The organism is Brevundimonas sp. GW460-12-10-14-LB2, from assembly GCF_001636925.1.
Classification (GTDB): domain Bacteria; phylum Pseudomonadota; class Alphaproteobacteria; order Caulobacterales; family Caulobacteraceae; genus Brevundimonas; species Brevundimonas vesicularis.
This window is the reverse complement of sequence record NZ_CP015511.1, coordinates 1,058,722-1,085,308: the sequence shown is the minus strand read 5'-3', so window position 1 is coordinate 1,085,308 and position 26,587 is coordinate 1,058,722. Positions and strand designations below refer to the sequence as shown.

General features: G+C 65.4%; 26 protein-coding genes. 18 read left to right on the top strand and 8 right to left on the bottom strand.

Translation table 11 applies throughout. The annotated features are described in order from the left end of the window. Positions 1-25 precede the first annotated feature (25 nt). The gene (locus A4249_RS05265; protein WP_055805641.1) at positions 26-940 is read right to left on the bottom strand and encodes a manganese catalase family protein; all 915 of its coding nucleotides are present in this window, start codon (positions 938-940) and stop codon (positions 26-28) included. Between the two features lie 176 nt (positions 941-1,116). Between A4249_RS05265 and A4249_RS05260 the strand changes: the two genes are divergently transcribed. The 5 genes from A4249_RS05260 to A4249_RS05240 all read left to right on the top strand — a co-directional run bounded on the left by A4249_RS05260 (position 1,117) and on the right by A4249_RS05240 (position 5,034). Then, positions 1,117-1,653, top strand: a complete 537-nt coding sequence (locus A4249_RS05260) for a hemerythrin domain-containing protein (RefSeq protein WP_055805638.1) — start codon at positions 1,117-1,119, stop codon at positions 1,651-1,653. Positions 1,654-1,695: 42 nt separating this feature from the next. Then, positions 1,696-2,262 (top strand): SRPBCC family protein, encoded by a 567-nt coding sequence (locus tag A4249_RS05255; protein WP_066551464.1) that lies wholly within the window; start codon positions 1,696-1,698, stop codon positions 2,260-2,262. A gap of 17 nt (positions 2,263-2,279) precedes the next feature. Further along, entirely contained in the window at positions 2,280-3,458 is a 1,179-nt protein-coding gene (locus A4249_RS05250) for a zinc-dependent alcohol dehydrogenase (protein WP_066551463.1), read from the top strand. 225 nt (positions 3,459-3,683) lie between these two features. Next, positions 3,684-4,253, top strand: a complete 570-nt coding sequence (locus A4249_RS05245; RefSeq protein ID WP_156494634.1) for an arylesterase — start codon at positions 3,684-3,686, stop codon at positions 4,251-4,253. Positions 4,254-4,257: 4 nt separating this feature from the next. Continuing rightward, complete coding sequence (locus A4249_RS05240) at positions 4,258-5,034, top strand: exodeoxyribonuclease III (protein ID WP_066551461.1); 777 nt, start codon at positions 4,258-4,260, stop codon at positions 5,032-5,034. Positions 5,035-5,078: 44 nt separating this feature from the next. Here A4249_RS05240 and A4249_RS05235 read toward each other — a convergent pair whose 3' ends face one another. Both A4249_RS05235 and dinB read right to left on the bottom strand, forming a co-directional pair. Continuing rightward, positions 5,079-5,639, bottom strand: coding sequence for an alpha-ketoglutarate-dependent dioxygenase AlkB (locus tag A4249_RS05235; protein ID WP_082854065.1), 561 nt, complete (start codon positions 5,637-5,639; stop codon positions 5,079-5,081). Next, positions 5,636-6,709, bottom strand: coding sequence for a DNA polymerase IV (gene dinB, locus A4249_RS05230; protein ID WP_066551460.1), 1,074 nt, complete (start codon positions 6,707-6,709; stop codon positions 5,636-5,638). Before dinB ends, A4249_RS05235 begins: the two co-directional genes overlap by 4 nt. 110 nt (positions 6,710-6,819) lie before the next feature. Here dinB and A4249_RS05225 point away from each other — a divergent pair, with 110 nt between their 5' ends. The 8 genes from A4249_RS05225 (at position 6,820) to A4249_RS17150 (ending at position 15,603) form a co-directional block, all read left to right on the top strand. Beyond that, positions 6,820-10,074, top strand: coding sequence for an error-prone DNA polymerase (locus A4249_RS05225; protein WP_066551459.1), 3,255 nt, complete (start codon positions 6,820-6,822; stop codon positions 10,072-10,074). A 150-nt stretch (positions 10,075-10,224) separates the two neighbouring features. Then, positions 10,225-10,572, top strand: a complete 348-nt coding sequence (locus tag A4249_RS05220) for a hypothetical protein (RefSeq protein WP_066551458.1) — start codon at positions 10,225-10,227, stop codon at positions 10,570-10,572. 46 nt (positions 10,573-10,618) lie between these two features. After that, entirely contained in the window at positions 10,619-11,257 is a 639-nt protein-coding gene (locus tag A4249_RS05215) for a hypothetical protein (RefSeq protein ID WP_066551457.1), read from the top strand. Positions 11,258-11,543: 286 nt separating this feature from the next. Beyond that, the gene (locus tag A4249_RS16755; RefSeq protein WP_197458465.1) at positions 11,544-12,011 is read left to right on the top strand and encodes a DUF2252 family protein; all 468 of its coding nucleotides are present in this window, start codon (positions 11,544-11,546) and stop codon (positions 12,009-12,011) included. A 169-nt stretch (positions 12,012-12,180) separates the two neighbouring features. Continuing rightward, positions 12,181-12,633: a DUF2252 family protein gene (locus A4249_RS16745; RefSeq protein ID WP_197458464.1), complete on the top strand. Its 453-nt coding sequence runs from the start codon at positions 12,181-12,183 to the stop codon at positions 12,631-12,633. 34 nt (positions 12,634-12,667) lie between these two features. Further along, positions 12,668-12,967, top strand: coding sequence for a hypothetical protein (locus A4249_RS16740; RefSeq protein WP_197458463.1), 300 nt, complete (start codon positions 12,668-12,670; stop codon positions 12,965-12,967). A 362-nt stretch (positions 12,968-13,329) separates the two neighbouring features. Continuing rightward, positions 13,330-15,171: a hybrid sensor histidine kinase/response regulator gene (locus A4249_RS05205; protein WP_066551456.1), complete on the top strand. Its 1,842-nt coding sequence runs from the start codon at positions 13,330-13,332 to the stop codon at positions 15,169-15,171. A gap of 90 nt (positions 15,172-15,261) precedes the next feature. Next, positions 15,262-15,603 (top strand): BLUF domain-containing protein, encoded by a 342-nt coding sequence (locus A4249_RS17150; RefSeq protein ID WP_442854497.1) that lies wholly within the window; start codon positions 15,262-15,264, stop codon positions 15,601-15,603. A 316-nt stretch (positions 15,604-15,919) separates the two neighbouring features. Here A4249_RS17150 and A4249_RS05195 read toward each other — a convergent pair whose 3' ends face one another. Together A4249_RS05195 and A4249_RS05190 are read right to left on the bottom strand one after the other, a co-directional pair. Continuing rightward, on the bottom strand, positions 15,920-17,452 hold the full coding sequence (locus A4249_RS05195) for a phospholipase D-like domain-containing protein (protein ID WP_066551454.1): 1,533 nt from the start codon (positions 17,450-17,452) through the stop codon (positions 15,920-15,922). Positions 17,453-17,561: 109 nt separating this feature from the next. Beyond that, the gene (locus tag A4249_RS05190) at positions 17,562-17,825 is read right to left on the bottom strand and encodes a hypothetical protein (RefSeq protein ID WP_066551453.1); all 264 of its coding nucleotides are present in this window, start codon (positions 17,823-17,825) and stop codon (positions 17,562-17,564) included. Between the two features lie 740 nt (positions 17,826-18,565). Between A4249_RS05190 and A4249_RS05185 the strand changes: the two genes are divergently transcribed. Genes A4249_RS05185 through A4249_RS05170 form a run of 4 tightly spaced genes read left to right on the top strand, consistent with a single transcriptional unit; the run spans position 18,566 to position 22,488 of the window. Continuing rightward, positions 18,566-18,973 carry a response regulator transcription factor gene (locus A4249_RS05185; protein WP_055805198.1) on the top strand — a complete coding sequence of 136 codons (408 nt, stop codon included), beginning with the start codon at positions 18,566-18,568 and terminating at the stop codon, positions 18,971-18,973. Further along, complete coding sequence (locus A4249_RS05180) at positions 18,948-20,009, top strand: YaiO family outer membrane beta-barrel protein (protein ID WP_055805194.1); 1,062 nt, start codon at positions 18,948-18,950, stop codon at positions 20,007-20,009. The genes A4249_RS05185 and A4249_RS05180 overlap by 26 nt, the downstream gene beginning before the upstream one ends. Then, positions 20,006-21,067 (top strand): HEAT repeat domain-containing protein, encoded by a 1,062-nt coding sequence (locus A4249_RS16510; protein WP_066551452.1) that lies wholly within the window; start codon positions 20,006-20,008, stop codon positions 21,065-21,067. Before A4249_RS05180 ends, A4249_RS16510 begins: the two co-directional genes overlap by 4 nt. Then, positions 21,064-22,488, top strand: a complete 1,425-nt coding sequence (locus tag A4249_RS05170; RefSeq protein WP_197458461.1) for a glycosyltransferase family 2 protein — start codon at positions 21,064-21,066, stop codon at positions 22,486-22,488. Before A4249_RS16510 ends, A4249_RS05170 begins: the two co-directional genes overlap by 4 nt. Here the strand turns inward: A4249_RS05170 and A4249_RS05165 are convergent. Genes A4249_RS05165 through A4249_RS05155 form a run of 3 tightly spaced genes read right to left on the bottom strand, consistent with a single transcriptional unit; the run spans position 22,472 to position 25,532 of the window. After that, entirely contained in the window at positions 22,472-22,756 is a 285-nt protein-coding gene (locus A4249_RS05165) for an Hpt domain-containing protein (protein ID WP_066551451.1), read from the bottom strand. The two genes, A4249_RS05170 and A4249_RS05165, sit on opposite strands and share 17 nt — an antisense overlap. Continuing rightward, positions 22,753-23,139, bottom strand: a complete 387-nt coding sequence (locus A4249_RS05160) for a response regulator (RefSeq protein ID WP_055805184.1) — start codon at positions 23,137-23,139, stop codon at positions 22,753-22,755. The genes A4249_RS05165 and A4249_RS05160 overlap by 4 nt, the downstream gene beginning before the upstream one ends. Continuing rightward, the gene (locus tag A4249_RS05155) at positions 23,136-25,532 is read right to left on the bottom strand and encodes a CHASE3 domain-containing protein (RefSeq protein WP_197458460.1); all 2,397 of its coding nucleotides are present in this window, start codon (positions 25,530-25,532) and stop codon (positions 23,136-23,138) included. Before A4249_RS05155 ends, A4249_RS05160 begins: the two co-directional genes overlap by 4 nt. Before the next feature lie 126 nt (positions 25,533-25,658). Between A4249_RS05155 and A4249_RS05150 the strand changes: the two genes are divergently transcribed. Continuing rightward, complete coding sequence (locus A4249_RS05150; RefSeq protein WP_197458459.1) at positions 25,659-26,015, top strand: response regulator; 357 nt, start codon at positions 25,659-25,661, stop codon at positions 26,013-26,015. Positions 26,016-26,587 lie beyond the last annotated feature (572 nt).

Below are 26,587 nucleotides of genomic sequence, written 5' to 3'. Positions count from 1 at the left end.
TCCGGGCGTAGCGCACTTACATGGGTTAACTGACGCCTTCGTCCTCGATCAGTTCGGTCGTGGTCCCTGCCCCAGGTCCCGCCCCTAGATCAGCGCCGGTCACAGGATTGCTGTCGGCGTCAGAGGCTGTTCGGGCCGCGAAGGCCTGGACAGCGGCGGCGTCCCGTTCGCCCAGTGAGACGCTGGCGGAGCCGTCGCCGCCGTCCACGGCGCCCTGCTGTTCACGGTCGTCGATGAACTCCCATTGCTCACCCTCATTCCAGGGACCGCGGGCATCGCCCTCTCCTTGGGACATGTCGTAGTATTTGTCAGCGAAGGCAGGCAAGCCGACCAGCTTGCCTGCCGGGAAGTTCGGCTCGATGGCGTAGAGGGCCTTCTCGAAGGACTTCTGATGCGCCACTTCGCGCGTCATCAGGAAGTTCAACGCGTCCTTCACGCCGGGATCGTCCGTGCAGTTGATCAGACGTTCATAGACGATCTTGGCTCGGGACTCGGCGGCGATGTTGGAGCGTAGGTCGCAGGCGGGATCGCCGATCGAGTCGATGTAGGCGGCGGTCCACGGGACACCGGCGGAGTTGATGAGGGCCGGCGCGCCGCCATAGAGAATGGACGTCGTATGACTTTCACCGCCGCTGTTCAGCGAGGCGTACAGATCCGCCTCCTCCATCGCGGCTTCAGCCATCTGGCCTTTCACGCCCCGGTTCAGCATGGACACGATCGAGCCGATGACTTCGAGGTGGCTTAACTCTTCCGTGGCGATGTCGAGCAGCATGTCTTTGCGGCCCGGATCTTCGTCCGCCAAAGCCTGTGTGAAGTAGCGCATGGCGGCGGCGAGCTCGCCCTGCGGCCCTCCGAATTGCTCAAGCATCAGGGTGGCGAGACCCGGGTTCGGTTCGGCTACCCTGACCGTATACATCAGGCGCTTGTTATGCATGAACATGGTTGGCTCCTTGGTTGAAGCCGAGCTAACCGGGCCATTCCGAGTGCTGTTCCAAAGGTCGGTTTTCGGACCTTGGATCGTTTTACTGTCGAGCTGGACACCTGTTGTGCCCGTTATTGGACAGGCGGAACGGACAACTCCCAACGGCTCTTGAACCCTCTTTCACGGGAGGTTTGATGTCCCTCATCGACAAGGCGCTCGCCGCCGTCACCCCGCAGCCTGACGACGAGACGCGCAAGGGGGCGACGGAAAAGGCCCGCGCCGCCTCCCAGGCGGGAGATTGGCTTTCGCTGGTGCTCGATCATCACGACGCCATCCGCGCCGCCTTCGCCTGCGGCCGAACGGCCAAGACCGCTGTCGAAAGAAACGCCGCGCGCGATGCCCTCGCCGTGGTGCTGAACGGCCATGCGCTAGCCGAGGAGCTGGTCCTCTATCCCGCCCTCGGTCAGGCCGGCGAAAAGATGCACGCGGCCCACGCCTATCTCGAGCAGACGACCACGAAGGCTCAGATGGCGGAGCTTGAAAACATCGCGCCCTCGAAGCCCGCTTGGCTGGAAAAATGGACCCACATCGAAGGCGCCGTTCTCACCCATATGTTCGAGGAAGAAAGCGATTGGTTCCTGACCCTGCAGGCCAAAGGTGACCACCAGGTCCGTCTGGCCTCGCGTTACGCCGAAGAGTTCGAACGCTACGCTGGCGCGCCCCAGTCTTGAGCCGCCTGATCCCGACCGTCCAACATCAAGGAGGCATCAACGATGTCCGCCCCCCTTTCGACAGACGCCGACGTCCAATCCCCAGCCTTCCACGACGCCGACTATGTGGAAGGCGCCTATGACGCCACCAGCATCCGGGCCGTCATGATCAACCAGCCTCGTCAACGGCTTTATGACTACTGGCGCGACTTCCGAAACCTGCCCAGTTTCATGGAGAATGTGAGGTCGGTGGATCTTCTGGACGACCTCCGATCAAGTTGGAGCGTTGCAGGTCCGGCCGGTGCGGAGATCGAGCTTGTCAGCGAGATCACCGAAGATCGTCCCGGCGAATACATCGCCTGGCGGTCGACCGAGGACAGCGATGTCGATCACGAGGGCTGGATCGCGTTTTGCGACAACGCCTTCGGCCGAGGCACCGAGGTCCGTGTTCTGATCAGCTACGATCCGCCGGCGGGCGCCGTCGGCAAACTGGTCGCCAAGGTGATGCAGCGCGAGCCCCGGGTCCAGGCCCGGCGCGAGCTGCGACGTTTCAAACAGCTGATGGAGACGGGCGAAATCTCGACGTCCAAGGCTCCCGACGCGGCGCCGCGCGCCGACCGTCATTTCTGATCCAGGAAGGAATTCCCATGCGCGCCCTGACTTGGCACGGCAAACACAATGTTCAGGTGGACACGGTCCCCGATCCCCAGATCGTCAATCCCCGCGATGCGATCATCAAGATTACGGCGACCGCCATCTGCGGATCAGACCTGCACCTCTACGATAGCGTGATCCCCGGCATGTCCAATGGCGACATCCTCGGCCACGAGTTCATGGGCGAGGTCGTCGAGATCGGCCGTGGCAACACGAGCCTTCAGGTCGGCCAAAAGGTCGTCGTCCCCTTCGTGATCGCCTGCGGCTCCTGCTTCCATTGCGGCAAGCAGCAGTTCTCGGCCTGCGACAACTCCAATCCCGCCGACAAGTCCGACGCATCCGAGATCGCCTACGGTTACCCGGCTGCCGGGCTGTTCGGCTATTCGCATCTGACCGGCGGCTATGCGGGCGGCCAGGCGGAATATGTCCGCGTCCCCTATTCCGACGTCGGCCCGATCGTGGTGCCGGACGGGATCGAGGATGAGCGGGTCCTGTTCCTGTCCGACATCTTTCCCACGGGTTGGATGGCGGCCGAGAACGCGGAGATCGAGCCCGGCGACACGGTGGCGATCTGGGGTTGCGGCCCGGTCGGCCTGTTCGCCATCAAGAGCGCCATATTGATGGGCGCCGGCCGCATCATCGCCATCGACCATCATCCACGCCGACTGGAGCTCGCCAAGGCGAACGGCGCGGAAGTGCTCAACTATCATGAGGTCAAGGTTCGCGAAGCCCTGATGGAGATGACCGCCGGCATCGGGCCGGACGCCTGCATCGACGCGGTCGGTATGGAGGCGCATGGCTTTTCGCCCGACAACATCATCGATGCGGTGAAGCAGGAAACGAAGCTGGGCACGGATCGCCAACATGTCCTCCGCGAGACGATCATGGCGTGTCGCAAGGGCGGCCGGGTATCGATCCCCGGCGTGTATGGCGGAATCGGCGACAAGCTGCCGATCGGCGCCCTCATGCAGAAGGGTCTGACGATCAAGACCGGCCAGACCCATGTGCAGAAATACCTGCCCCAGCTCCTTGAGCTCGTCATGGACGGCAAGATCGACACGACGGATCTGATCAGCCATCGCCTGCCGCTTGAGCAGGCGCCAGAGGCTTACAAGAACTTCCACGACAATCCGAACGAATGGACGAAGGTCGTGCTGAAGCCGCACGGCTGATCAAGGGCCTTCGTTCGAATCTCACTGCCGTGACGACGATGGACCGCCAGACGTCTCAGCGCATCACGGCCGGAGCTCGGGATCGTTTTTCAGGCGATCTGGCAGGAACACGACAGGTTCGGCGAGCTTTTGGGTAGGCCATGACGCTGAACCCGCTGCTCGCCGACCGCTCCAGATCCGGTTTCGGCCCACTCGCTACATCAGACGCTGACGGGAGCGCCGCCTGTGGGCAATACTGAGCAGGTCTTAACGGTTCTCGGCGATTCCCTGACCGCCGGCTACGGCCTCAAGCCGGTTGAGAGCTTGCCGCGACAACTGGCGGCGCGACTGGCGACCCACACGCCCCCGGTTCGCATCATCGGCGCAGGCGTGTCCGGCGACACGACAACGGACGGTCTGAGACGGCTCGATCGGGACGTGCCGGCCCAGACGGATCTTTGCGTCGTCGCCCTGGGCGCCAACGACATGATGCAGCTGGTCCCGACCGATCACGTCAGGGATAACCTTCTGTCGATCATCGACAAACTCCAACAGCGCAACATCCCCGTTCTGCTGTGCGGCATGCGGGCGCCGCCCTGGTTCGGCGCCTACGCCTGGGCGTTCGACGCAGTCTACCCCGAGGTCGCTCGAACGGCGAACGCGCCCCTGATGCCGTTCCTGATGGACGGTGTCGCGCTGCACCCAGCCTATGTCTTACCGGACCGGATCCATCCCAACGCCGCCGGCGTAGGAAAGATGGCTGACGCCCTCGCCTCCCATGTGCGCGCCGCCTTGGCGGCCTTGCGGACGCCGTGACGGGATGCGGCTCGTCACCTTCAACATCAACGGCGTCAATCGTCGCCTGCCCAACCTCCTCGGCTGGCTGGAACAGGCCCAGCCGGACGTGGTCTGCCTGCAGGAACTGAAGGCGGCCGACACGCAGTTCCCGGCGGCCGAGCTCGAGGCGGCCGGCTATAGCGCGGTCTGGGTCGGCGAACCGCGCTGGAACGGCGTCGCCATCCTCAGCCGGATCGGCGCGCCGGTCGTGACCCGACGCCGGCTGCCTGGCGACGCCGACGACCGCCAGGCCCGTTATATCGAGGCGGCGGTCAATGGCGTGTTGATCGGCTGCCTCTACCTGCCTAACGGCAATCCCAGGCCCGGGCCCAAGTTTGACTATAAGCTGGCCTGGGCCCGACGGCTCACCGCTCACGCGGCGTCGCTATATTCGACCGAGGCGCCGGTCGTTCTCTGCGGCGACTACAATGTCGTCCCGACCGACGCCGACATCTACAATACCCGCTCATGGAAAACCGACGCCCTGCTCCAACCCGAGAGCCGCGCCGCCTTCCAGAGCTTGCTCGACCAGGGCTGGACCGACGCCCTGCGCGAGCGCTTTCCGCACGATCCGCCGCCCTGGACCTTCTGGTCCTATTTCCGAGAGGCCTGGTCGCGCGACGCCGGTCTGCGGATCGACCACCTGCTGCTCAACGTACTTGCAGCCGAACGCCTGACCGACGCCGGGGTCGATCGCGCGGTCCGCGGCGTCGAGGGCGCCGGCGACCATGCGCCGGCCTGGATCGACCTCGCTGACTAAGCCGATCCGGACCCTTTCATGCCAGCCGGCCGCGCCATCGACCGTCAGGCGGCCAGGGTCCGGAAGGTGATAGAATAGCGCAAGGCCGTCATCGGCGTGATCGAATGCTCCCAGTCCGCGCGCGCCTCCCCCGACAATCGATAGGCCGAGCCGCACGGCAGCGGCGCATTTCGACGCAGAAAGCCCGCCCCCTCGCGACGGCGCAGCCGCATCACGCAGGGCGCCAAGAGGGAAAGGCCCAGGATCTCGCCGTAGACGGGGCGGTCGCGATGCCAGCCGATGCCGGCGCCCGGCGCATATTCATTGACCAGAACCTGGACAAAGGCCGCGCCGTCAAGATCGAGCCGGCCCGCCAAGGGCGCCATCAAGTGCGAGAGGAACGCCGGCCATCCCGCCCCGTCGGCTGCTCGATCAAAGGCCGCAATCCGGCGATGGCCGAGGTAGCCCAGATGCTCATAGGGCTTGAACGCGAGGGTCTGGAGCGCAGCGACCAGCGCGGCCTGTTCGGGCGCCGACAGGACGTCGGCCCAATAATCGAACCCCGCCACGACCGGCGCAAGGCAAGGCGCCTCTCCGAACAGGTCGATCTGCGCGGGTCTGGTCACGACAGGGCCAGTTGGTTCGCGGCCGCGCCCGTCGTCTCCAGATTGGACAGGCTGACCCCGACCAGCCGCACGCCCCGGGTCGGCGGATAGAGGGAGCGGACCAGCAGCCGGCTGAGGTCGCGCAAGGCCTCGCGAGAGGCCACGGGCTCGGACAGGGACCGGCTGCGGGTCGATTGCTGGAAGTCGGCCCATTTGACCTTGACAGTGACGGTCCGTCCGCGACTGCCCGCTATCTCGCACCAGGCCCAGACCTCGTCCGCCATCGCCACCACTCCGGCCTCGATCGCCTCGGGCTCGGTGAGGTCGGAGGCGAAGGTGGTTTCCGACCCGCTCGATTTGCGGGTCCGGTCCGGATTGACCGGCCGATCGTCCTCGCCACGGGCGATGGCGTAATACCAGGGCCCGGACTTGCCGAAATGGTGCTGGAGAAAGGCCAGGGGTTGGCGGCGCAGATCCGCGCCGGTGCGGATCCCCAGCTTCTCCATCTTGGCCGCCGTCACCGGCCCAACGCCATGGAAGCGCCTGACCGGCAAATCCTCGACGAAGGCCTCGCCGCGGCCGGGCGCTACGACAAACTGGCCGTTCGGCTTGTTCTGGTCCGACGCCAGCTTGGCTAGAAACTTGTTGTAGGAAATGCCCGCCGAGGCCGTCAGGCCGGTCTCCTCGAGGATCCGCCGCCGGATTTCCTCCGCCGTCGCCGAGGCGGTCCCAAGGATTCGCCGATCGGCCGTCACATCAAGATACGCCTCGTCCAGCGACAAGGGTTCGATCAGGTCGGTGTAGTCGGCGAAGATCGCATGGATCTGCGCCGACACCGCGCGATAGACGTCGAAACGCGGCGGGACGAAGACGAGGTCCGGACATTTCCGCTGGGCGGTCGTCGAGGGCATGGCCGATCGCACCCCGAACCGCCGCGCCTCATAGCTGGCGGCGGCGACCACGCCGCGCGCCGCCGCATGACCGACCGCCACGGGCCGGCCTCGCAGCGAAGGATCGTCCCTCTGTTCGACGGAGGCGAAGAAGGCGTCCATGTCCACATGGACGATCTTGCGGGTGGCGACGCCGGACATGCGCCGTGCATATCAAGACCAGAACAAAAAGAAAACATTTGTCCAAGGCCACGCTTGCCAATCGGCTTGCCGGAGTGCTGTCGGGGAGATCGAACAGCCGCTCAATCCCTATGTCCTACGTCGAGCTTCAAGCCACTTCGCACTTCTCCTTCCTGCGCGGCGCCAGCAGTTGCGAGCTGCTGTTCGAACAGGCCCGGCTGTGCGGGCTGGACGCCCTGGCCATCGTCGATCGCAACTCGCTGGCCGGGATCGTGCGCGCCCATGAGGCGGCCAAGGCCTCCGGCGTGCGCCTGATCGTCGGCTGCCGGCTTGATCTGATCGATGGGACAGGCGTGCTCGTCTATCCGACCGACCGGCCCGCCTATTCCCGACTGACGCGCCTGCTCTCCCTGGGCAAGCGCCGCGCCGGCAAGGCCAGATGCCACCTCGACTGGTCGGACTTGAAGGACTGGTCGGAGGGTCTGATCGCCATCCTGGTTCCAGATGAGGCGGACGAAGCCTGCGCCGCCAATCTGCGACGGCTGCAGTCGACCTTTCCTGCGGGCGCCTATCTCGCCCTGACGCTGCGACGACGCCCAGGGGACGCATTGCGACTGCACGACCTGTCGAACCTCGCCGCCCAGGCGGGGGTGCCGACCGTCGTGACCAACGACGTCCTCTTTCACCACCCGGACCAACGCCTGTTGCAGGACGTGGTCACCTGCGTTCGGCACGGCTGCACCATCGACGAACTGGGCTTCCGGCGCGAACGCCATGCGGATCGTTATCTGAAGCCGCCCCAAGAGATGCACCGCCTGTTCAAGGCCTATCCCGAGGCGCTTGCCCGCTCGGTCGCGATCGCTGATCGGTGCCGGTTCTCGCTGAATGAGCTGGCCTATCAATACCCCGACGAGGTTTCGACGCCGGGCATGACGCCACAGCAGACATTGGAACAGCTAACCTGGGCCGGAGCCGCCGACCGCTATCCGGAAGGGCTGCCGGACAGGGTGCGCAAGACGCTTCGGCACGAACTCGATCTGATCGGCCAGCTCGACTACGCCCCCTATTTTCTGACGGTCCATTCGATCGTGCGCTTCGCCCGCAGCCAGGACATCCTGTGCCAGGGACGGGGTTCGGCCGCCAACTCCGCCGTCTGTTACGTGCTGGGCATCACCTCGATCGACCCGGGCCGCAACGACCTGCTGTTCGAGCGCTTCGTCAGCCAGGAGCGTCGCGAGCCCCCGGACATCGATGTCGATTTCGAGCACGAGCGGCGCGAGGTCGTCATGCAGTGGATCTTCGAGACCTACGGCCGCAACCATGCGGCTCTCTGCTCCGTCGTCACCCGCTATCGCTCGCGCGGCGCCCTGCGCGACGTCGGCAAGGCGCTGGGTTTGAGCGAAGACCTAATCAAGACCCTGTCGTCCCAGGTCTGGAGCTATTCCAGCGAGGGCGTCGAGGACAAGCATGTGGCGGACCTCAATCTCAATCTGGAGGACCGGCGGCTTCGCCTGGCGCTGGAGCTGTCGCGCCAGCTGATCGGCGCCCCGCGCCATCTCAGCCAGCACCCCGGCGGCTTCGTCCTGACCCACGACCGCCTGGACGACCTGGTCCCGATCGAGCCGGCGGCGATGAAGGATCGCCAGGTCATCGAATGGGACAAGGACGACATCGACGTCCTGAAGTTCATGAAGGTCGATGTGCTGGCGCTCGGCATGCTCAGCTGCATGAAGCGCGGCTTCGACCTCCTGGCCCAGCACAAGGGGATTGCGCTCGACCTCGCCACCATTCCGGCCGAGGACCCCAAGACCTATGCGATGATCCGCAAGGCCGACACGCTCGGAGTCTTCCAGATCGAGAGCCGAGCCCAGATGGCCATGCTCCCGCGCATCAAGCCCCGCACCTTCTACGATCTGGTCATCGAGGTCGCCATCGTCCGTCCCGGGCCGATCCAGGGCGACATGGTCCATCCCTACCTGCGCCGCAGAGAGGGTAAGGAGGACGTCGTCTATCCCAAGCCCGAGCTTGAGAAGGTGTTGGGCAAGACCCTGGGCGTGCCCCTGTTCCAGGAACAGGCGATGCGGGTTGCGATCGAATGCGCCGGCTTCACCGCTTCGGAAGCCGACCAGCTGCGCCGGGCCATGGCGACGTTCAAGTTCACCGGCGGGGTCAGCCACTTCAAGGACAAGCTGATCAGCGGCATGGTCGAGCGCGGCTATGACGCCGCCTTCGCCGAGAAGACCTTCAGCCAGCTTGAGGGCTTCGGATCCTACGGCTTTCCGGAAAGCCATGCGGCCTCCTTCGCCCTGATCGCCTATGCCTCCTCCTGGCTCAAATGCCACCACCCGGATGTCTTCTGCGCCGCCCTGCTGAACGCCCAGCCCATGGGCTTCTATGCGCCAGCGCAGATCGTCCGTGACGCCCAGCAGCACGGCGTCGAGATCCGGCCCGTCTGCGTCAACGCCAGCCGCTGGGACTGCACTCTGGAGCCGGCAGGCGAGGATGGACGCTTCGCCGTCCGGCTGGGCCTTCGCATGGTGCGCGGCCTGGTGAATGGCGACGCCGCTCGCCTCCTGGCGGCGCGGACGGACGGCGCCTTCCGCTCTGTCGATGACCTGTGGCGACGCGCCGGCGCCCAGGTCGCCAGCCTTGTCCGCCTGGCGGAGGCGGATGCCTTCAGGCCGGATCTGCACCTGGACCGCCGCGACGCGCTGTGGGCCATCAAAGGGCTGCGTGACGCCCCGCTCCCCCTGTTCGCCGCCGCCGACGCCCACAACCAGAAGCCGGAAATCCTGGAGCCCGATCCGGGCCTCAAGCCGATGACGCCCGGACGGGAAGTGGTCGAGGACTACAGCCACATCGGCCTGACCCTGCGCGATCATCCGCTGAGCTTCCTGCGCGACGATCTGCAGGCCCGGCACGTCATGACCTGCGCCGATGGGACGGCCATGCGCGACGGTCGGCTGACGCGCGTCGCGGGCCTCGTGCTGGTCCGACAGAAGCCCGGCAGCGCCAAGGGGGTCATGTTCATCACCATCGAGGACGAGACCGGCGTGGCCAATCTGGTGATCTGGCCCAGCCTCTACGAACAACAGCGTCGCATTGTGCTGTCGGCCTCCATGCTGGTCGTAGATGGCAAAGTTCAGCGCGAAGGCGAGGTCGTCCACATCGTCGCGACCAAACTTCACGACGCATCGGCCCTGCTCGCCTCAGTCGGCGACCGGGGCAAAGCCTTCCCCCTGCCCCACGGGCGCGGCGACGAATTCCATCGCGGCGGGTCGCCGGATGCGCGCGACGCGCCTCCTCGCACGATCAAGGTCCGGGACATCTACATCCCCGATCTCCATCTCGACACGATCAGACCGAAGACGCGCGATTTTCGATAGTCGGGCTGGCCCTTCCTCACGAGCGCCCGCTTGACCCAGCACCGAACAGCGGCAGCCAACGGCCCGAGCTTTCCGAATCCAACAACCTTGGCATTGGGAACGAAGCCGGCCCGCGGCCCCTTTCAGTGGACCACTTTGAAAGGAAACCCCATGTTGAAAGCCGCCCTCGCCGTCTCGGCGACCGCCGTCCTTCTGACCGCCTGCGGAAACAACGAGCGGAGCGAAGCGCCTGTCGAAGGCCCGGCCGTTTCCACCGCCGAAGCGCCGATGAACCCAGCCGTCGATACCCAGGAAACATCCGACAAGACGGCTCTGACGCCCGGCGCAAACTCCTTCACAGAAGGTCAGGCGAAAGAAGCGATCGAGAAACAAGGCTATGTCGTCTCCGGCCCCCTAATGCAGGACGACCAGGGCATATGGAAGGGCCAGGCCACCCGCTCGGGCGGCGAACCCGTCACCGTTTCGGTCGATTACAAGGGCGTCGTGTCGCCCCAATAATCGCAGCCTGATTTCCACCTCTCTCAAACAATCCCAAGGACCCATCATGACCACCGTCACCCGGCTGTTCGACAGCCACACCGAAGCCCTGGACGCCGTCTCGAAGCTCGAGTCCTCCGGCGTTCACCACGACAAGATCAGCATTGTGTCAAACAACGCCGATAACTGGCACTCCGGATCCCGCGATCACAAGGCCGGCCCTCTAGGCGATCGTAATGGCGACGGCGAAAACGATGTCGCCGATGGCGCCGGCAAGGGGGCGACCACCGGCGGTCTGCTCGGCGCCGGCGCGGGCGTCCTTGCGGGCCTCGGCATGCTCGCCATTCCGGGCCTCGGCCCAGTCGTCGCCGCGGGTTGGCTCGCTTCGACGGCGGTCGGGGCGGCGGTCGGCGCCGCAGCCGGCGGCGCGACAGGCGGCCTGCTCGGCGCACTGAAGGAATCCGGTCACAGCGACGAAGAAGCGAACGTCTATTCGGAAGGCGTTCGTCGTGGGGGTACGCTCGTCAGCGTCAAGGCCGACGGCGACGAGGCGCAGCAAATTCAAGCCATCCTGGACGGCAGCCGCGGTTACGACGCCGCCACGCGCGGTGAAGCCTATCGCCAATCGGGCTGGTCTGGCTTCGATGCCGACGCCAAGCCCTACACGTCTGAGCAGATTCTCGAGGAACGCGCCCGCTATCGATAAGCCGGTCTCTTGGCTCGGCTGAGCCGAGTGGGATGAGTCAGAACGGCCCGGCGTCATCGACGCCGGGCCGTTGTTCCACGTCGCCTTTGAGTCAGCTGCCTTTGAAAGCGGGTGTCTGAGATGAACCAAGCGCTCGCCTCGCGAATGGCGAAAGAATGCCCAATGTTTCGTCACCCTAAACCTCCGTCTCCGAGCGCGCGGCCAGCCTCAAACTGATCCGTCGACTGAAGATGGCGCGATCCGCCCACGCCTATGTGCGGGCAGCACCCAGCAGTTCTACGACTGGTTGGACGCCTCGCCGGCGAGGGTACCTCAAGGGCCGCCGATCTGGATCTGCGGCGATTGCCACCTGAGCAATCTGGATCCGCTCGCCGACGTCAAGGGCGAGGTCGATGTGCAGATTCGCGACTTTGACCAGACGGTCATCGGGAACCCGGCGCACGACATTATCCGGTTGGGTCTGTCGCTGGCCTCCGCAGCAAGGGACTCCAACCTCCCGGGCGTTCCGACCGCTCGGATGCTCGAGCAGCTTATGCAGGGCTATGATCAGGGTCTCGAAATGAATCCTGACGACGGCTCCACCGACACTCTGAAGCCGCCGGGCGATCCGAACTCTGTTGAAACGATCGATTTAGCGCCGCTGGCCCCAACTGGCCGAGGAACGGCTGTCCGGGCCGCAGTCCAAAATCACGCTGGGCAAGCGGTTCTGGCCGATCAAGCCCTCCGAACGAAAAGCTCGTCGAGCGTTGATTGAAAGCGCCGACGCCAAGGATCTCCTGACCCGGCTGGACAAGTGAGGCGGCGCCGACAATCCTGACCGCACGGTCGCCATCATCGACGCCGCCTATTGGATGAAGGGGTGCAGTTCGCTCGGCCGGCTTCGATACGCCGTCCTGGTGCGGATCGGATCCGTCAATCCGTAGATGGCGCTTGTCGATGTCAAGGAGGCGGTCGAAGCGGCTGCACCTCGCGCGCCCGGCGTCGCCATGCCGCGGGCGAATGCCGTTCGCGTCGTTGCCGGCGCAAAGGCGCTGTCTCCGCACCTTGGCGAGCGAATGGTGGTGGGGCCGATCGCGGGCCGGGCCGTCGTCTTGCGAGAACTGGCGCTGCAGGATCTGAAGCTTGAACTGACGTGCACCAAACCCGCGCGCGCCGCCGCCATGGCGCGCTATCTTGGCTGCGTGGTCGGCCAGGCTCATGGGCGCCAACTTGACCACACCGAAAGAGCGGCGTGGCGCAAGACGGTTATGAAATGGAGATCCGAAGCGCTGGATGCGCCCTCGTGGCTCTGGTCGAGCGTGATCGAACGCCTCGGAATGCACGAAGCGGCCTATCCCGAACATCGCCGGCTCTATGCCTTGGCGCACAGGGACTGACGCTCGCGCCAGACGCCGAATAAAGGAAGCCCGTTTGAACATCGGACTGCACCGTCGCCTAGAGGATTTGAGCGCGCTTCCGGTTAGAACCGTCGTTCCGATCTGGCCGCGGACGTCGACCGACGCAGACATTCCCGAGGCCCCGAATGAGTCAGAAGTGGCTATCCGTGCGGACCTCTTAAAAGCGCCAGAAGCCGTCATTCACCGGCTTCGGCAAACACGACACTCAGTGTGGCGAATATCGTATTTCCAGCTGAAAGCCCGCGACGCTGGCAGTCATGTGATCGGTATTGCTGCACTTCCGATCTCCAACGACCCCGACGAAGTCGGCTGATTATCCTTGGTGGACGACGCCCGCGACCGCATTCCGCCCTAGAGCCAACGTCCGCTTTTAGCGCCGACGCCTATGGCTGAAATCGACCCATAACAGACGTTGAAGCGGCCGCCTCCGGGGGTTCGATAGAATGCCCGCTAGACGGCCGCAGTGGCCGTTTCCTCCCCAAAGACGCGGGTGGTCGCAGGCGCGGTCCAAGCCTAAGCGGCCCTCACTGCCGATCCGTGGATTCAACCGGCCTTGGTTCTCCCGCAGCGGGCGGCGATGAAGTCAATGGTCCTGCTGTTGTAATGCCCCGACCGCTCCAAGAAGCCCATATGATTGACGCCGGAGATGGACTCAAGGACGGCATGTGACGCCATGTGATTAGCTGGAACCCGGGAGCGGAGCGTTTCAAGGGGTACTCCGCTGGAGAAGTTCTCGGCTCCCATTTCTCGCAGTTCTATACGCCGGAGGACCGAGACGCCGGCCGACCGGAGCGTGCCCTTGCCGTTGCTTCCGAAGCGGGGCGGTTCGAGGCTGAAGGCTGGCGGCTCCGCAAGGACGGCACCCGTTTCTGGGCTCATGTGGTGATTGATCCGGTCCGGCGCGGCAACGAGCTTGTCGGGTACGCCAAAATCACCCGCGATCTGACGGAGCAGCGAGCGGCCGAGAGAGCGTTGCGCCAGAGCGAGGAACTATTCCGTATCCTCGTTGAAGGCGTTACCGATTACGCGATCTACATGCTGGATCCGGGCGGCAAGGTGATCAGCTGGAACGCCGGGGCCGAGCGCATCAAGGGCTACAAGCCGGACGAGATTATCGGCGAACATTTTTCGCGGTTCTACCGTCCCGAGGAGGTCGGCGCCGGGGCTCCGGCTGAGGCTTTGAGTATCGCCCGTGCGACCGGGCATTTCGAAAAGGAAGGTTGGCGTCTGCGAAGCGATGGCACGCGCTTTTGGGCGCACGTCGTGATCGATCCGATCACGGCCGACGACGGCGAGATCATCGGGTTCGCCAAGATTACCCGCGATATAACCGAGCGCGCCAACGCACAACGCGAACTCGAGACGGCGCGTGAAGCGCTCTACCAATCGCAGAAGATGGAAGCCATCGGTCAACTGACCGGAGGCGTCGCCCACGACTTCAACAACCTCCTGGCTGCCATTCTGGGAAGCCTCGACCTGCTGCGGAAACGGCTGCCGCACGACCCTCGAACAACGCCCCTGCTAGAGAACGCCATTCAGGGCGCAGAGCGCGGCGCGATCCTCACCCAACGGATGTTGGCCTTTGCACGCAAGCAGGAACTCAAACTGGAAGCGGTGGACATCCCGCACCTCGTGAGGGGTATGAGCGAATTTATCCGCCGCTCTATCGGTCCAAATGTCGATGTGCAGATGCGGTTCGCTGAGGTTCTGCCGAGGGCCCAGACCGACCCGTATCAACTTGAGACGGCGTTGCTCAACCTCGTCGTCAACGCTCGTGACGCGCTCCCGAATGGTGGAGAAATCGCCATCACAGCCGATCAGGTGAGCGTTTCGAAGACGGAAGGCGAACGTCGCGCTGGAAGCTTCGTGCGACTAAGCGTGAGCGACAACGGTACCGGGATGCCAGCGGAGATCGCCGCCAAGGTGACCGAGCCGTTCTTTACGACCAAGGGTGTAGGCAAGGGCACCGGCCTTGGGCTTTCGATGGTGCAGGGATTGGCAGGACAGTCCGGAGGCTGGATCGAGATCCATAGCGAGGTCGGCAAGGGAACCCGTATCGACCTGTGGTTGCCACTAGCCACTGCCGAGTTTCCGACAGCAGGATCGCCTGTTACCGAGGCGATACAGGAAACGTGCAAGCGGCTTGTCGTGCTGGCCGTCGATGACGATCCTCTGGTTCTCACAAACACCGTCGCGATGCTGGACGAATTGGGCCACAACGTTCTGGCGGCGAACTCCGGCGACGAGGCCATGGTGATCTTTCAGAGACACCCCGAGATCGACCTCGTGTTGACGGATGAAGTCATGCCCGGGCTGTCGGGCAGCCAGCTTGCAGAACGGGTTAGGGAGTTGCGGCCGACGGCGGCCGTGGCCTTGGTGTCGGGCTACGCTGACCTCCACCCTACGCCCGGTCGTGGTCTCGCCGACCTGCCTCGTTTGGCCAAGCCGTTTACGTTGGCTCAGCTCGTCGGATTTATCGATGAACTGGCCCTGGATTCTCATCACGCGGCGCATTGACCGCGCGATCTGGGACGCCAATTGCAAGGAAGTCGGAGATTGATCGATCGTCTAATATACCGCAGTCGGTCTGTTGGGATTTTGCCAGAGGTGGCCTTGGACCCGATTTTCCGGTCCTCGGTTCCAAGGAACGCGCGGCTACACGTCACAGGAGCGCTAGGTTTTTCCCAGCTGACGTACGTCCAGCTTCTGGAAGGCCCGCCCTCCGCCCTTGACGAGCTTGTAAGGTTGCTGGAACGGGATCCACGGCACACGGAGCTGACCATCCTCTTGCGCGGCGGCTCGGAACGGCGGCTTCTCCCGAACTGGTCGATGGCCCGGGTCAATCTCGCCAAGCTGACGCCTCGAGTGGAGACCCTCCTTAAAAAGGACGACGGCCTAGGACTAATTGCGTTGTTGGCGACGCTTGCCCACGAAGGCGTGGCGACCTGACGTCCGCTTCCATCCGTTGCGGACGAATGCCGCGCCCGCTGATCGAGCCCGCGATTGTGTCGAAATCCGATCAGCTCAGCGCGCTTGAAGCCGTTGCCAACGTCGGCGCGCCTTTTGGAAAGGGCGAGCATCCGGACGTCGCCAAGCGCCATATCGTGCCTGTTGGGCTGGGAATTTGCTCTAATCCGCCCGGGCTGCCCCCTGTCAGAGCGCTCCGGTCTGGGCGAGACGCAAATCTTCTACGGCTTATCCCGTGAACCTTGTTTTGCGTCCTGACCCATCAGCTCCGAACGTGAGCTATCGCTTGCGCAAGGCACTAGTCCTGGACGAGGCTTGGTTCGACCGAACCGCCGGGCCGCACCTCCGGCGCCGGAATGTGGGCGCGGACCAGCCGATGCGCCGCCGCGGCCAGCTTGTGTCGCATCTGCGCCGGTCGGCGCCACGGTCGCAAGCTGTCGGCAGCCGAGATTGGATCGCCTAGATGGTGTTCGGCGACGAACCGGGAGAAGGCGCCGTGACGGCGTGATCGAAGCGGACGGAGACGACCAAAACCTTCGTCCCGCAGATGTTCGATGCCGGCACTGATGCCGCCTCGGGCCAAAATCGCCCGGGTGACCTGCCTCTCTTCGCACCCCAGCCAGTGGGCGATCAGTCGGTTACGAAACCGGCCGACGCGCGTTCTTCCTGACGCTTCGGGATCCGACCCCGCATCCAGGGTCAGGTCGCATTCGCTATCGAAGCCTTGAGATCGGTTGTTGACGTTGCTGGACCCGATGCGAACGAACCGATCGTCGACAACGGCAAGCTTGGCGTGGACGATGATGATCCGGCCGTTGCGGGTGACTGGGCTATAGGCGCTGAACCGCCCATGCCGATCCGCGTCTTCAAGCCGTTTGAGGAAGGCCGAACGTGTCTTGTCCATGGTCATCTGGTCAAACCAGCTTGGCGAATGCCGGGTCGACACCAGGATCACCTCGGGACCGTCGGCTTCATCGAGCCGTTGGGCGATGGCCTCCGCCACGATGGGCGAGGTGAAATACTGGTTTTCGATGTAGAGGTCCGTTTTGGCCGAGGCGATCGCGGCCAATGTGGCCGCCTCGCCCTCCCTCAACTCTGGAAAATCTTTCCACGGGGCCTGGGTTCGAGACACGCCGATCTCAACGTTTTCCAGATCGGGCTTCACAGCGTCCGGCCAGACGTCGCAAACGGTTTCAGCCCAGGCGGCAAGCGGCTCTCCCGTCGCTCTCGCCCACCGTTCGCGGAAAAGGGCACCCAGAGTGGCCGCCGGAGGACCATCGACCATCGCCATGACCTCATGGCGGCAATCGTAGCAGGGCGTTCCCTTATCGGTCTTCCCCCGACGCGGGTCGGGGTGGAGATGTTCGGGGCTATCCCATCGGTCGGGACCGATGTCGCAACTGCCGCAGAAGGCCACGGCGTCATCCACGATGATGACCTTCTGGTGGTGGGAAGCGCCTGGCGGCAAGGTTCCGTCCAGACGGAAATCGACGCGCGTGTCGGCGAAGAAGCGACGGCTGCGCCAGGGAAAGAAGCGCTGCGTGGCCGCAACGGCTAGGGGCGACTTCCAGCACAGGATCCGGATTTCCAGATTTGACTGGGCTTGCGACAGCTCTTTGAGGAAGCGGCCGATTGTTTGCGGACCAGAGCCGTCCGCTGGCTTGTGATCAAGGACAGTGTCGGGATCAAAGGCCCAGTTCAGGAAGTGGATGGTCCGACTCGCCTGGCTCATCGCCGCCTTTGCGGCCGCCAGATAGGGCTCCATGTCCACCAGCAGCGCGGCGCGGGGCGCGACTTCGGCACGCCAGCAGGTGGTTCCGACTTCCAGCATGTCCGTGTCTCCCGACCAAAATCGCCCGGTGAGCCGGTCGCACAGCTTACATCATATTGAAGATGTCGCGACGCCCCCGCTAGGCATCCGGAGCGTCGCGACGTTTCTCTTACTGGGTCCGGGCCGCAGCGTCAGCGGCCGCATCGGTCTTGCGCGCTGCGGTATCGGCGGCGGCATCGGCGTTAGCTGCCGCGTCCCGGGCCGCAGCCGCAGTCGTGTCGGCGGCGGCGTCCGCATTCGCTGCTGTGTCGCTAGCCGCCGAGGCGACCGTGTCGCCCGCGTTTTCCGCAGTCGCGGCTGCGTTTTCCTCGGTCCGCTCGGAGCAGGCCGACAAGGCCAAGGCGGCCGCAGCGGCGATGTACAAGATGCGCATTGTATGTTTCCTCTCGCTGACCCGGCGGCTGATCCGCCTTCGATTGCAGCGGCGACACGCTAGGGCGAAGACCTGCCGATGGCGACAGAGTTTTTCTAAACCGACCTCGTTGGATCGCGCGTCGGGCGGCGAATCGTTCAGAGGTCGCCGCTGGGAACCGCGTCTTCTCACATCGTCAGCTGCTAACATCCGCTAGTCGCCGAGCGTCGGACGTTCGAACAGAGTCGCAACATTTCATTCTGAAATCGTAGTTTTGCGGGACATTTTCACCGCCAAGGCGGCCGCCTCTCGCATCGACATCGATCCCAGCTCAGCGTTTTTGTCCGAGCCGCCGTCGCAATCCAGACCCATGAGGCAAAACGTGGTGACAAAACCACTGCGGCTTCCCTTCTGTAAAGACGAACGTCGCCGCCGAGCCCCTGAGGCGAAACAGGTAGGCGAGGCTTCTGATGTCGGCACGACGGACGCGCAACGTCTTCTGCCGCGCCGCCAATAAGCGAGTCTCCGGGTAAGTCGAAATCGACTGGACAGACGCTCTCTGCGCAACATCGCACCCAGCAAGAACCTCGTGCCACGCCGATGCGGCATATGGCGGCTTGGACGATGCCCTGCCGGCTAAGCTTGGCTGAGAAGGCTCGCATCTGAGATGCGAGCATTGTTTCCCATTTCCCTAGGGCTTGATTCACACTCCTGACTCTATCATGCCGCCAGGTTCGGGCGGGCCAATTGTGGAGTGAGTGATGGCGCGCATCCTAATTGCGGATGATGACCCGTTGCTGCGGGCGTTGTTGCAGCACAAGCTGGCGGCGGAAGATCACCAGATTTTCGCCGCCGAACATGGCGGCGAGGTTCTCGACATGGTCAGAAATCATGCGCCCGATTTGATCGTTCTGGACGCCATGATGCCGGTGATGGACGGGTTCGAGGTGCTGCGCAGGCTCAAGGCGGGCGCCAGCGAGCGCGATATCCCAGTGATCATGCTGACCGCCCTCAAGCGCGAACAGGATGTGGTCGGCGGGCTGCAACTGGGCGCCGCCGACTATCTCGCCAAGCCCTTCATTCCCGACGAGCTGGTGCAACGTATCCGACGGCTGCTTACGACGGCGCAGATGGAGCAGGGGAATGTTCCTTCAAGACGTCCCGGCTGACGTCCGTATTGACGCGACGGCGCTGTATGAAGCGGCGGTCGCGGATCGACGGGCAGGACGCTATGACGCGACCGTCGAGAAGCTGGATCGCGTCCTGCAAGCCCGTCCCGGCGACGTCGACGCCCGCCTGAACCGCGGGCTTGCCCTGCTGGCGCTGGATCGGACTGCGGAGGCCGAGGCTGATTTCCTTGCGGTGCTTTACGCCGCACCGGACTATGTCGACGCCCGCGTCGGGTTGGCCCGTGCCGCGCAACGCCGGGGCGATCTCGCACAGGCCCGGGTCGAGGCGGGACGGGCGCTGGCCGCCGCGCCGGACCGTCCCGATGTCCGCGCGCTGAGGCCGACGCTCGGGCTGCCGGCCGTCTGGAGAGTGGATTTCGACGTCTCCCGCAGCCGCCTCGGCGCAGGCCTTCCGGACTGGAGCGAGGCCCGCCTGGGCGCGGTGCGGACGCTGAATGACCGGTGGAGCTTCGGCGCCGCGGCCGAGTGGACCGAACGGTTCGGTCAGGACGACGTCTTCCTTGAGGGGCGCCTGGACCACCGGATCGGAGCCGGCGGCGTCTATGTGGCCTTGGGCGCTGCGGTGGAGGCCGATTACCGGCCGGAAGCCTCGCTGCGGGCGGGCGCCGACGTCCCCCTGAGCGGCGGGATCAGCGCGACGCTGGACGCCTCCACCGCGCGCTTCGCCAGCGGGACGGTGAACAGCCTGCAGCCCGGTCTGGCCGCCCAGCTGGCCGATGGCCGCCTACGGCTGGCCGCGCGCTGGATCAATGTCTGGGACGAAACCGATCAACGGCGGGACGGTTATGCCGTCAGCGTCCAGTGGGCGGCCACCGACCGTGTGCGGCTCCGTCTGGATCACGCTGATGCACCGGAAACCAGCGAAGGCGTGACCGTCGACGTCAGCGCCGTCAGCCTCGGCGGCGAAGTCGATCTGACGGACCGGACCAGTCTGCGTTTCGGCGTCCTGAAGGAGGACCGCGGGGCCTATGACCGCGAGGCGATCAGCCTCGGGCTTGGCTGGCGCTTCTGGTGAGCCTGCTGGGTCTCCTGTGGGCAGGTTCGCTGGTCATGGGGCTGGCGGCGGTCGCGTGGATGTTCGGGCTGATCATCGCCCGGTTGTTCCGGGAACGCGGCGACGCCCGTCGCGCCGCGGACCAGGCCCGCGTACGCACCGCATTCCTCGATATCCTCGGCGGCGACCTCGAAGCGCTCATGCGCCTGAAGCCCTACCGGCGCCGCGCGCGGTTAATGGCCGAGGCCGTGTTGGATGTGCTGGGTCTAATCCGTGGCGCGGAGCGGGAACGGCTGATCGAGGTTTTGGTCGGGATGGGCGTCCCCGACCGGCTGCGGGCGCGTCTGGATCGCGGCAGCAAGGCCGGCCGGATCGCATCGGCCGAGGCCCTCTGCGCCTTTCCCGAGACGGCGACGGTGGACGCCCTGCGAGGCGTCCTTCAACGCTCGCGTGACGGCGACCTGAGGGTCGCCATCCTGATCTCGCTGCTTGATCTGGATGCGGCCCCGCCTTTGAACGCTCTGCTGAACGACATCGCCGCGGGTGGGCTGCAGGACTCGCTGCTGTACGAACCGGTCATCCGGCGCGCGGCCGAGGCCGCGCCGGCCCAGGCGCTGGACGCCTTCATGCTGTCGACCGCGCCGGCGGCGAACCGCGCCCTTCTGGCGGATGCTCTGGGTGCAGCGGGCGACTACCGCGCCGTCGAACCCCTGATGCGCAACGCGGCTGCGCCTGAGCTCGAACTCCGGATCGCCTCCATCCGCGCGCTGGGCGTGCTCGGCCATCCCGCAGCCGCGCCGGCGATGATGACCGCGCTGGAAGACGAGATCTGGGAAGTCCGGTCCGCCGCATGCGAGGCCGCCGGACGCATCGGCCTGCTCGAGGCCGCGCCCCTTCTGGTCCAGGCCCTGGCCGATCCCGCCTGGTGGGTGCGGTTCCGGGCCGGCGAGGCACTGACCATGCTGGGCGACAAGGGCGTCGCCAGCCTGCGGATCGCCGCCCGAGCCGATCAGGACCTCATGCGGCGCGCCGCCTCGCTGGTTCTGGCGGAACGCGGCCTCTCGGAGGCGACGTCGTGACCCACGAGATCGCCGTCCTGATGGTCGGTTTCGCCCGCTCCATCGCCCTGTTCGTCATCGGAACGGGGGTGGCCCAGAACCTCATCTATATGTTCCAGCTGTTGCTGGCGGCCCGGGCGCTGGCGACCCGTCTCCCGATTCCCCGGCCCGCGGTCCTGTGGCGACGCTATGCGGAAGCCTCGCCCCCGATCGCCTTGCTGGCGCCCGCCTACAACGAGGCGATGACGATCGTTCAGAGCGTGCGCTCCCTGCTGTCGCTCCGCTATCCCAGCTTCGAGGTGATCGTCATCAACGACGGGTCGAAGGACGCCACCCTGCAGGTGCTGATCGACGCGTATGAGCTGAAGCTCGTCCAACGGCACTATGACCAGGCGCTGGACCATCAGCCGATCCGGGGCGTCTACGCGGCGACGCACCAGCCTCGCCTGATCGTGGTGGACAAGGAAAACGGCGGCAAGGCGGACGCCCTGAACGCCGGGATCAACGTGTCCCGGGCGCCCATCTTCTGCTCGATGGACGCCGACTCTCTGCTGGAGCCTGACGCCCTGCTGCGCGCCGTCCGTCCCTTTGTGGAGGACCCGGAGCGTACGGTCGCCGTCGGCGGCACCGTCCGGATCGCGAACGGCTGCGTCATTCGCGACGGGCGAGTTCTGGAGGTGCGCCCGCCCCGCAACCTGCTGGCCCTGCTGCAGACGGTGGAATACCTGCGCGCCTTCCTGATGGCCCGGCTCGCCTGGAGTCGGATCAACACCCTGACCATCATCTCCGGCGCCTTCGGCCTGTTCCGGCGGGCGCGCGTAATCGAGGCGGGCGGCTATACCCACGGGACGGTCGGCGAGGACATGGAGCTGGTGGTCAAGCTGCACCGGCTGATGCGCAACCAGGGCCGCCCGTACCGGGTGGCCTTCGTGCCGGAGCCTGTCTGCTGGACCGAGGCGCCCGAGGACTTGAGGGTGCTGGGCCGTCAACGCGCCCGCTGGCATCGCGGCGCGCTGGAAACCTTCGAGCGGCACTGGGATGTGATGTTCCGACCCCGTTACGGCCGACTGGGGCCCGTCGGCTTCGGCTACATCTTCCTCGTGGATGTGCTGGGCCCGATCGTCGAGATGCTGGGCTACATTTTGATTCCGGCCTTCTGGGTGCTGGGCCTGCTGTCGCTCGAGTACCTGCTGGCCTTCCTGGCGGTCAGCTTCACCTTCGGCGTGGTGATTTCGGTCGGCGCGCTGGCGCTCGAGGAATCCGAGTTGCGCAGGTTCCCGCGCGCCCGGGACCTCCTGCTGCTGACCGGCATCGCGGTGCTTGAGAATTTCGGCTACCGCCAGCTGAACAACCTCTGGCGCCTGCGCGGCGTCTGGCAGTACCTGCGCCGTAGCCAATCGTGGGGAACGATGACCCGCCGGGGCTTCAGCCCTCCGGTGTGACCAGCGCCGCCTCCAAGGTCCGGATCAGGTGATGGATTTCGTCGGGTGACGGTGTCCCGCCCGCGGCGAACGCGTCGTCCGCCGCGCCGGCGGCCAGACTGATCTCCGGAAAGCCGAAGGTGCCCGCCGCGCCCGACAAGCTGTGCACCAGACTGCTTAGCGCTTCAGCGCCGAGGTCATCGCGCGCCAGCAGGTCCTCAAGCCGCACCACATCACCGGCGCAACGCTCCAGAAAGCGCGCCCGCAAGGCCGGGAGGATGTCCGTCATCGCCGGGCCGCGAGAATGGCCCGCACGTCTTTGGCCAGGGTCATCGGATCGAACGGCTTGATGATGACGTCGAGCGCTCCAAGCGCCCGGTAGTGATCAACCTCACCTGACTGCGCCCGCGCGGTCATGAAGATGACCGGGGTCTGCACATGCTCGGGCCGCTCCCGCAGACGCCCCAGCGTGCCGGGCCCGTCGAGGTGAGGCATCATCACGTCCAGAAGGATGACGTCCGGGCGCAGGCCGCCGTCCAGAACCGACAGCGCCGCCTGTCCGGAGGCCGCCGAGGCCAGGCTTATGCCCGGGTCCAGCTCCAGCGCGAACGCCGCCACCTCGCGGATGTCGTCCTCGTCGTCGACATGAAGAACGGTCAGTGCGGTGCTCATGAGCAGCCTCCGGAACTACGGGTCAGGCGACGAACTGTCCGCGCCAGCTGGGTCAGGGACATCCGAGACTTGGTCAGCACCGCCTGAACCGCCGGCGCCGCCTGACGGTCCGTATCCTGCGCGGAATAGATGACCACGGGGATGGTTCGCCCCTCCTCATCTGTCAGTTCCGGCAGCAGGTCCAGACCATGCCCGTCCGGCAGCCCCAGATCGAGGATCACGAGGTCCGGACGGCGGTCCTGCAGGGCCTCACGCGCCTCGGCGAGGCTCTCGACGCCGCGAACCTCGACTGAGGTCAGGGCCTGTCGCGTCACCTCCAGAATGTCGCGATCATCGTCCACATGCAGCACGACCGGCTTGGCGTCCGCCCGGGCGAGGGCCTGCACCGCCAGGCGCAGACGCGATGGATCGACCGGCTTCTCCATCCAGTCCGCCACCTCGAGCGACCGTCCCCTCACCTTGCCGCGGGCGACGTCGCCGGACACCACGATCACGGGCATGGCGCGCGTGTCCTCGCCGGCCTTCAGAGCCCGGATCAGACTGACGCCGTCCGCGTCCGGCAGATGAAGGTCGACCAGCCCCAGCGCATAGCGCCCGGCCTGGGCCATGGTCAGGGCCTCGCGGGCGGTGGCGGCGACGTCGGCGTCATAACCCTCCTGCGCCACCATCTCGGCAAGGATCCTGGCGGCGTCCGGATCGTCCTCGCAGATCAGGATGCGGCCCACGCCCCGGCTGCTGGCCTGTTCAGGCAGATCGAGCGGGAGGTCCAGATGGAAGGTGGCGCCGTCTCCCTCGGCGGACTCGAACCACAGCCGTCCGCCGTGGCGTTCGGCGATCTCACGGGCGATGGCGAGGCCCAGCCCCGTCCCGCCCTTGGCCCGGGTGTCCGTCGAGTCCGCTTGAGCGAACTTGCCGAAGATGCGCGAGCGGAAGGCCTCCGGAATGCCTGGACCGTGGTCGGTGACGCTGAGGCGTGCGATCCGGGCCTCGGGATTGACAGTCACCGCGACCTCCCCGCCGGCGGGCGAGAATTTCGCCGCGTTGGACAGCAGGTTGGTCACCACCTGGATCAGCCGGTCCGCATCGCCCCGCACCGGGGCCGGATCACCCTCGCCGAGACTCAGCGAGACGCCGAGCTGATCCGCGTAACCCCGAACGCCGTCGATCGACCGCGCGGCGATCTCCCTCAGGTCGAGCGGCGACATGGCCAAGATCAGCTTGCCGGACTCCAGCTTCTCGACATCCAGGATGTCGTTGATCAGCCGCACCAGCCGCTGGCTGTTGGAATGGGCGATGCCGATCAGGCGCGCGGCCTTGTCCGGAAGCTCCCCCCCGGCTCCACCGGCCAGCAGGCCCAGCGACCCGGCGATGGAGGTCAGCGGCGTCCGGAGTTCGTGACTGACCGTCGAGACGAAGGCGTCCTTCATCTCGGCCACCCGCCGCCGCTCGGTGATGTCGCGCACCACCGCCACAACATGTCGCCCGGTCGGCAGGTCCATGGCGCCGAGCGCCACATCGGCCGCGAAGGTCTGCCCGTCCCGCCGCTTGCCGTTCAGCTCCCGCAGCAGACCGTCGGCCAAGGCGCCCTGGCTGGCGCCCAGACGGTCCAGGAACGAGCCTTCGCCGTTATTCGCCAGATCGATCAGGACGCCAACGTCGCGCCGGACCAGGTCTTCCGCGCGCCAGCCGAACATCCGTTCGGCCGCCGGATTGAGCGTCTCGATGCTGCCGCTGGGGTTCAGGGTGATGATGGCGTCGAAGGCGCTGTCCAGGGTGGCGGCATGCCGCGCCGCGGCCGCCTCCAGGCGTTCCAGCAGTGCGCCGCGCGTGGCCAGATAGCGCCAGACCAGAAACGCCGCGCCCGCTGCTGTCAGCACCAGCGCGAGGAACAGGGCCACCACCAGGATTTCGGTTCGCGCCGTGCGGCCTTGGGCCCTGTCGGACAGCTGGGCCAGATGGTTGGCCTCGTATCGGGTCATGTGATCCACCACCCGGCGGATATCGTCCATGGCGGCCTTGCCCTCGCCGGTCGAGACCTGCGCGGAGGCGGCCGCGGCGTCACCGCCTTGCCGCAGGCCGATCGAGCGTTGCATGACCTGCCGCTTCCGGGCGATCTGGCGTGACAGGTTCCGATAGTTCCCGGTCTGCTCGGCATTGCCTTCGTAGAGGCCGCCCAGCGCCGTCATCTGGCTATCAAGACGATCCAGCGCGTGATCGTAGGGTTCGAGGAAACTGGCGTTGCCGGTGATGATGTACCCCCGCTGGCCGGTCTCCGCGTCCTGCATCAGCGAGAACACCGACTGAATCTGGAGGCGGGTGTCGTAGGACCGCTGCACCGCCGCCCGCAAGGCCCCGGCGCTGGCGAACTCCCGCTTGAGTTCTACCCCGGTCATGATCAGCAGAACGCCGAATATGGCGGCCGCTAGAGAGACCACAAGCTGGTAGCGCCGCTTTCCAGGTTGACGCGTGGCTGAGGTCACCGGTTTAAACGCAAAGGCAGATACATCCGAAGGTTGACCGTGAAAGTTTGCGTCATCGAAGACGACCCCCTGATGATGGGCCATTTGGAAGACATGCTGAAGCGCATGGATTACCAAGTCGTGACTGCGGCTTCGGTCGACAAGGGTCTCGAAATCGTGCGGGCATGGGAGCCCGACGCCGTCGTCGTCGATATCCTGATGCCCGACCGCGACGGCTTGAACTTCATCCTTGAAACCCGCCATCTCCGGGACACCATGCGGGTGGTGGCCATCACCGGCGGCGGCCGCCTCGGCTCAGGTCCGATCCTGAAGATGGCCTCAGGGTTGGGCGCCCACGCCGCCCTGACCAAGCCGATCAACGAAGAGGTGTTGAGGGCGGCTCTGTCGGAAGGCTGAGACGCGCCTTGATCCTTCATCGTTCGAGCACCGGGTCGAGTTTCTCGAACCGCCGTTCTCGGATCAGCCCTACGCATTCTATTCACGACTTTGACAAGGGTGGTGACGGCCCCGTACCGAGATTGGCTGCGGCTGCGATGGAGAATCTTGGGACGACGTTCTTATCGTGGGCGATCCGTGCGGCGCGCTGGCGGCGGAAGCAAAAGCGTTTCCAGTTGAGCTGGCGATGCCGGATCGAGGTTCGCTTGGCTCGGCGACAGGCGGGCTGAGCGACTGGAAAACGCGCTGGCCGCCCGTGGTGATCGGGGGCATCTGCGCCAATGTGCGACGAGTCCGGGCGCCGCATAGGCGAAACACATTCTCGAGATCGCTCACGTGCTTGCTGATGCGAATAGCGCGACAATGCCCAATGTTTCACGAAGCGCCTGTCGGATCGCCACGCGAGTTTGAGACGCGCCGCCGATCAGATCGCATCGCTTGCCCGAACAGACGAGTTTGCCCGCTTAAACGGGAACAACCCGCAACATCATCGCGCTATGGGGCCGGGCCAACCTGATCGCAGACAAAAGGAT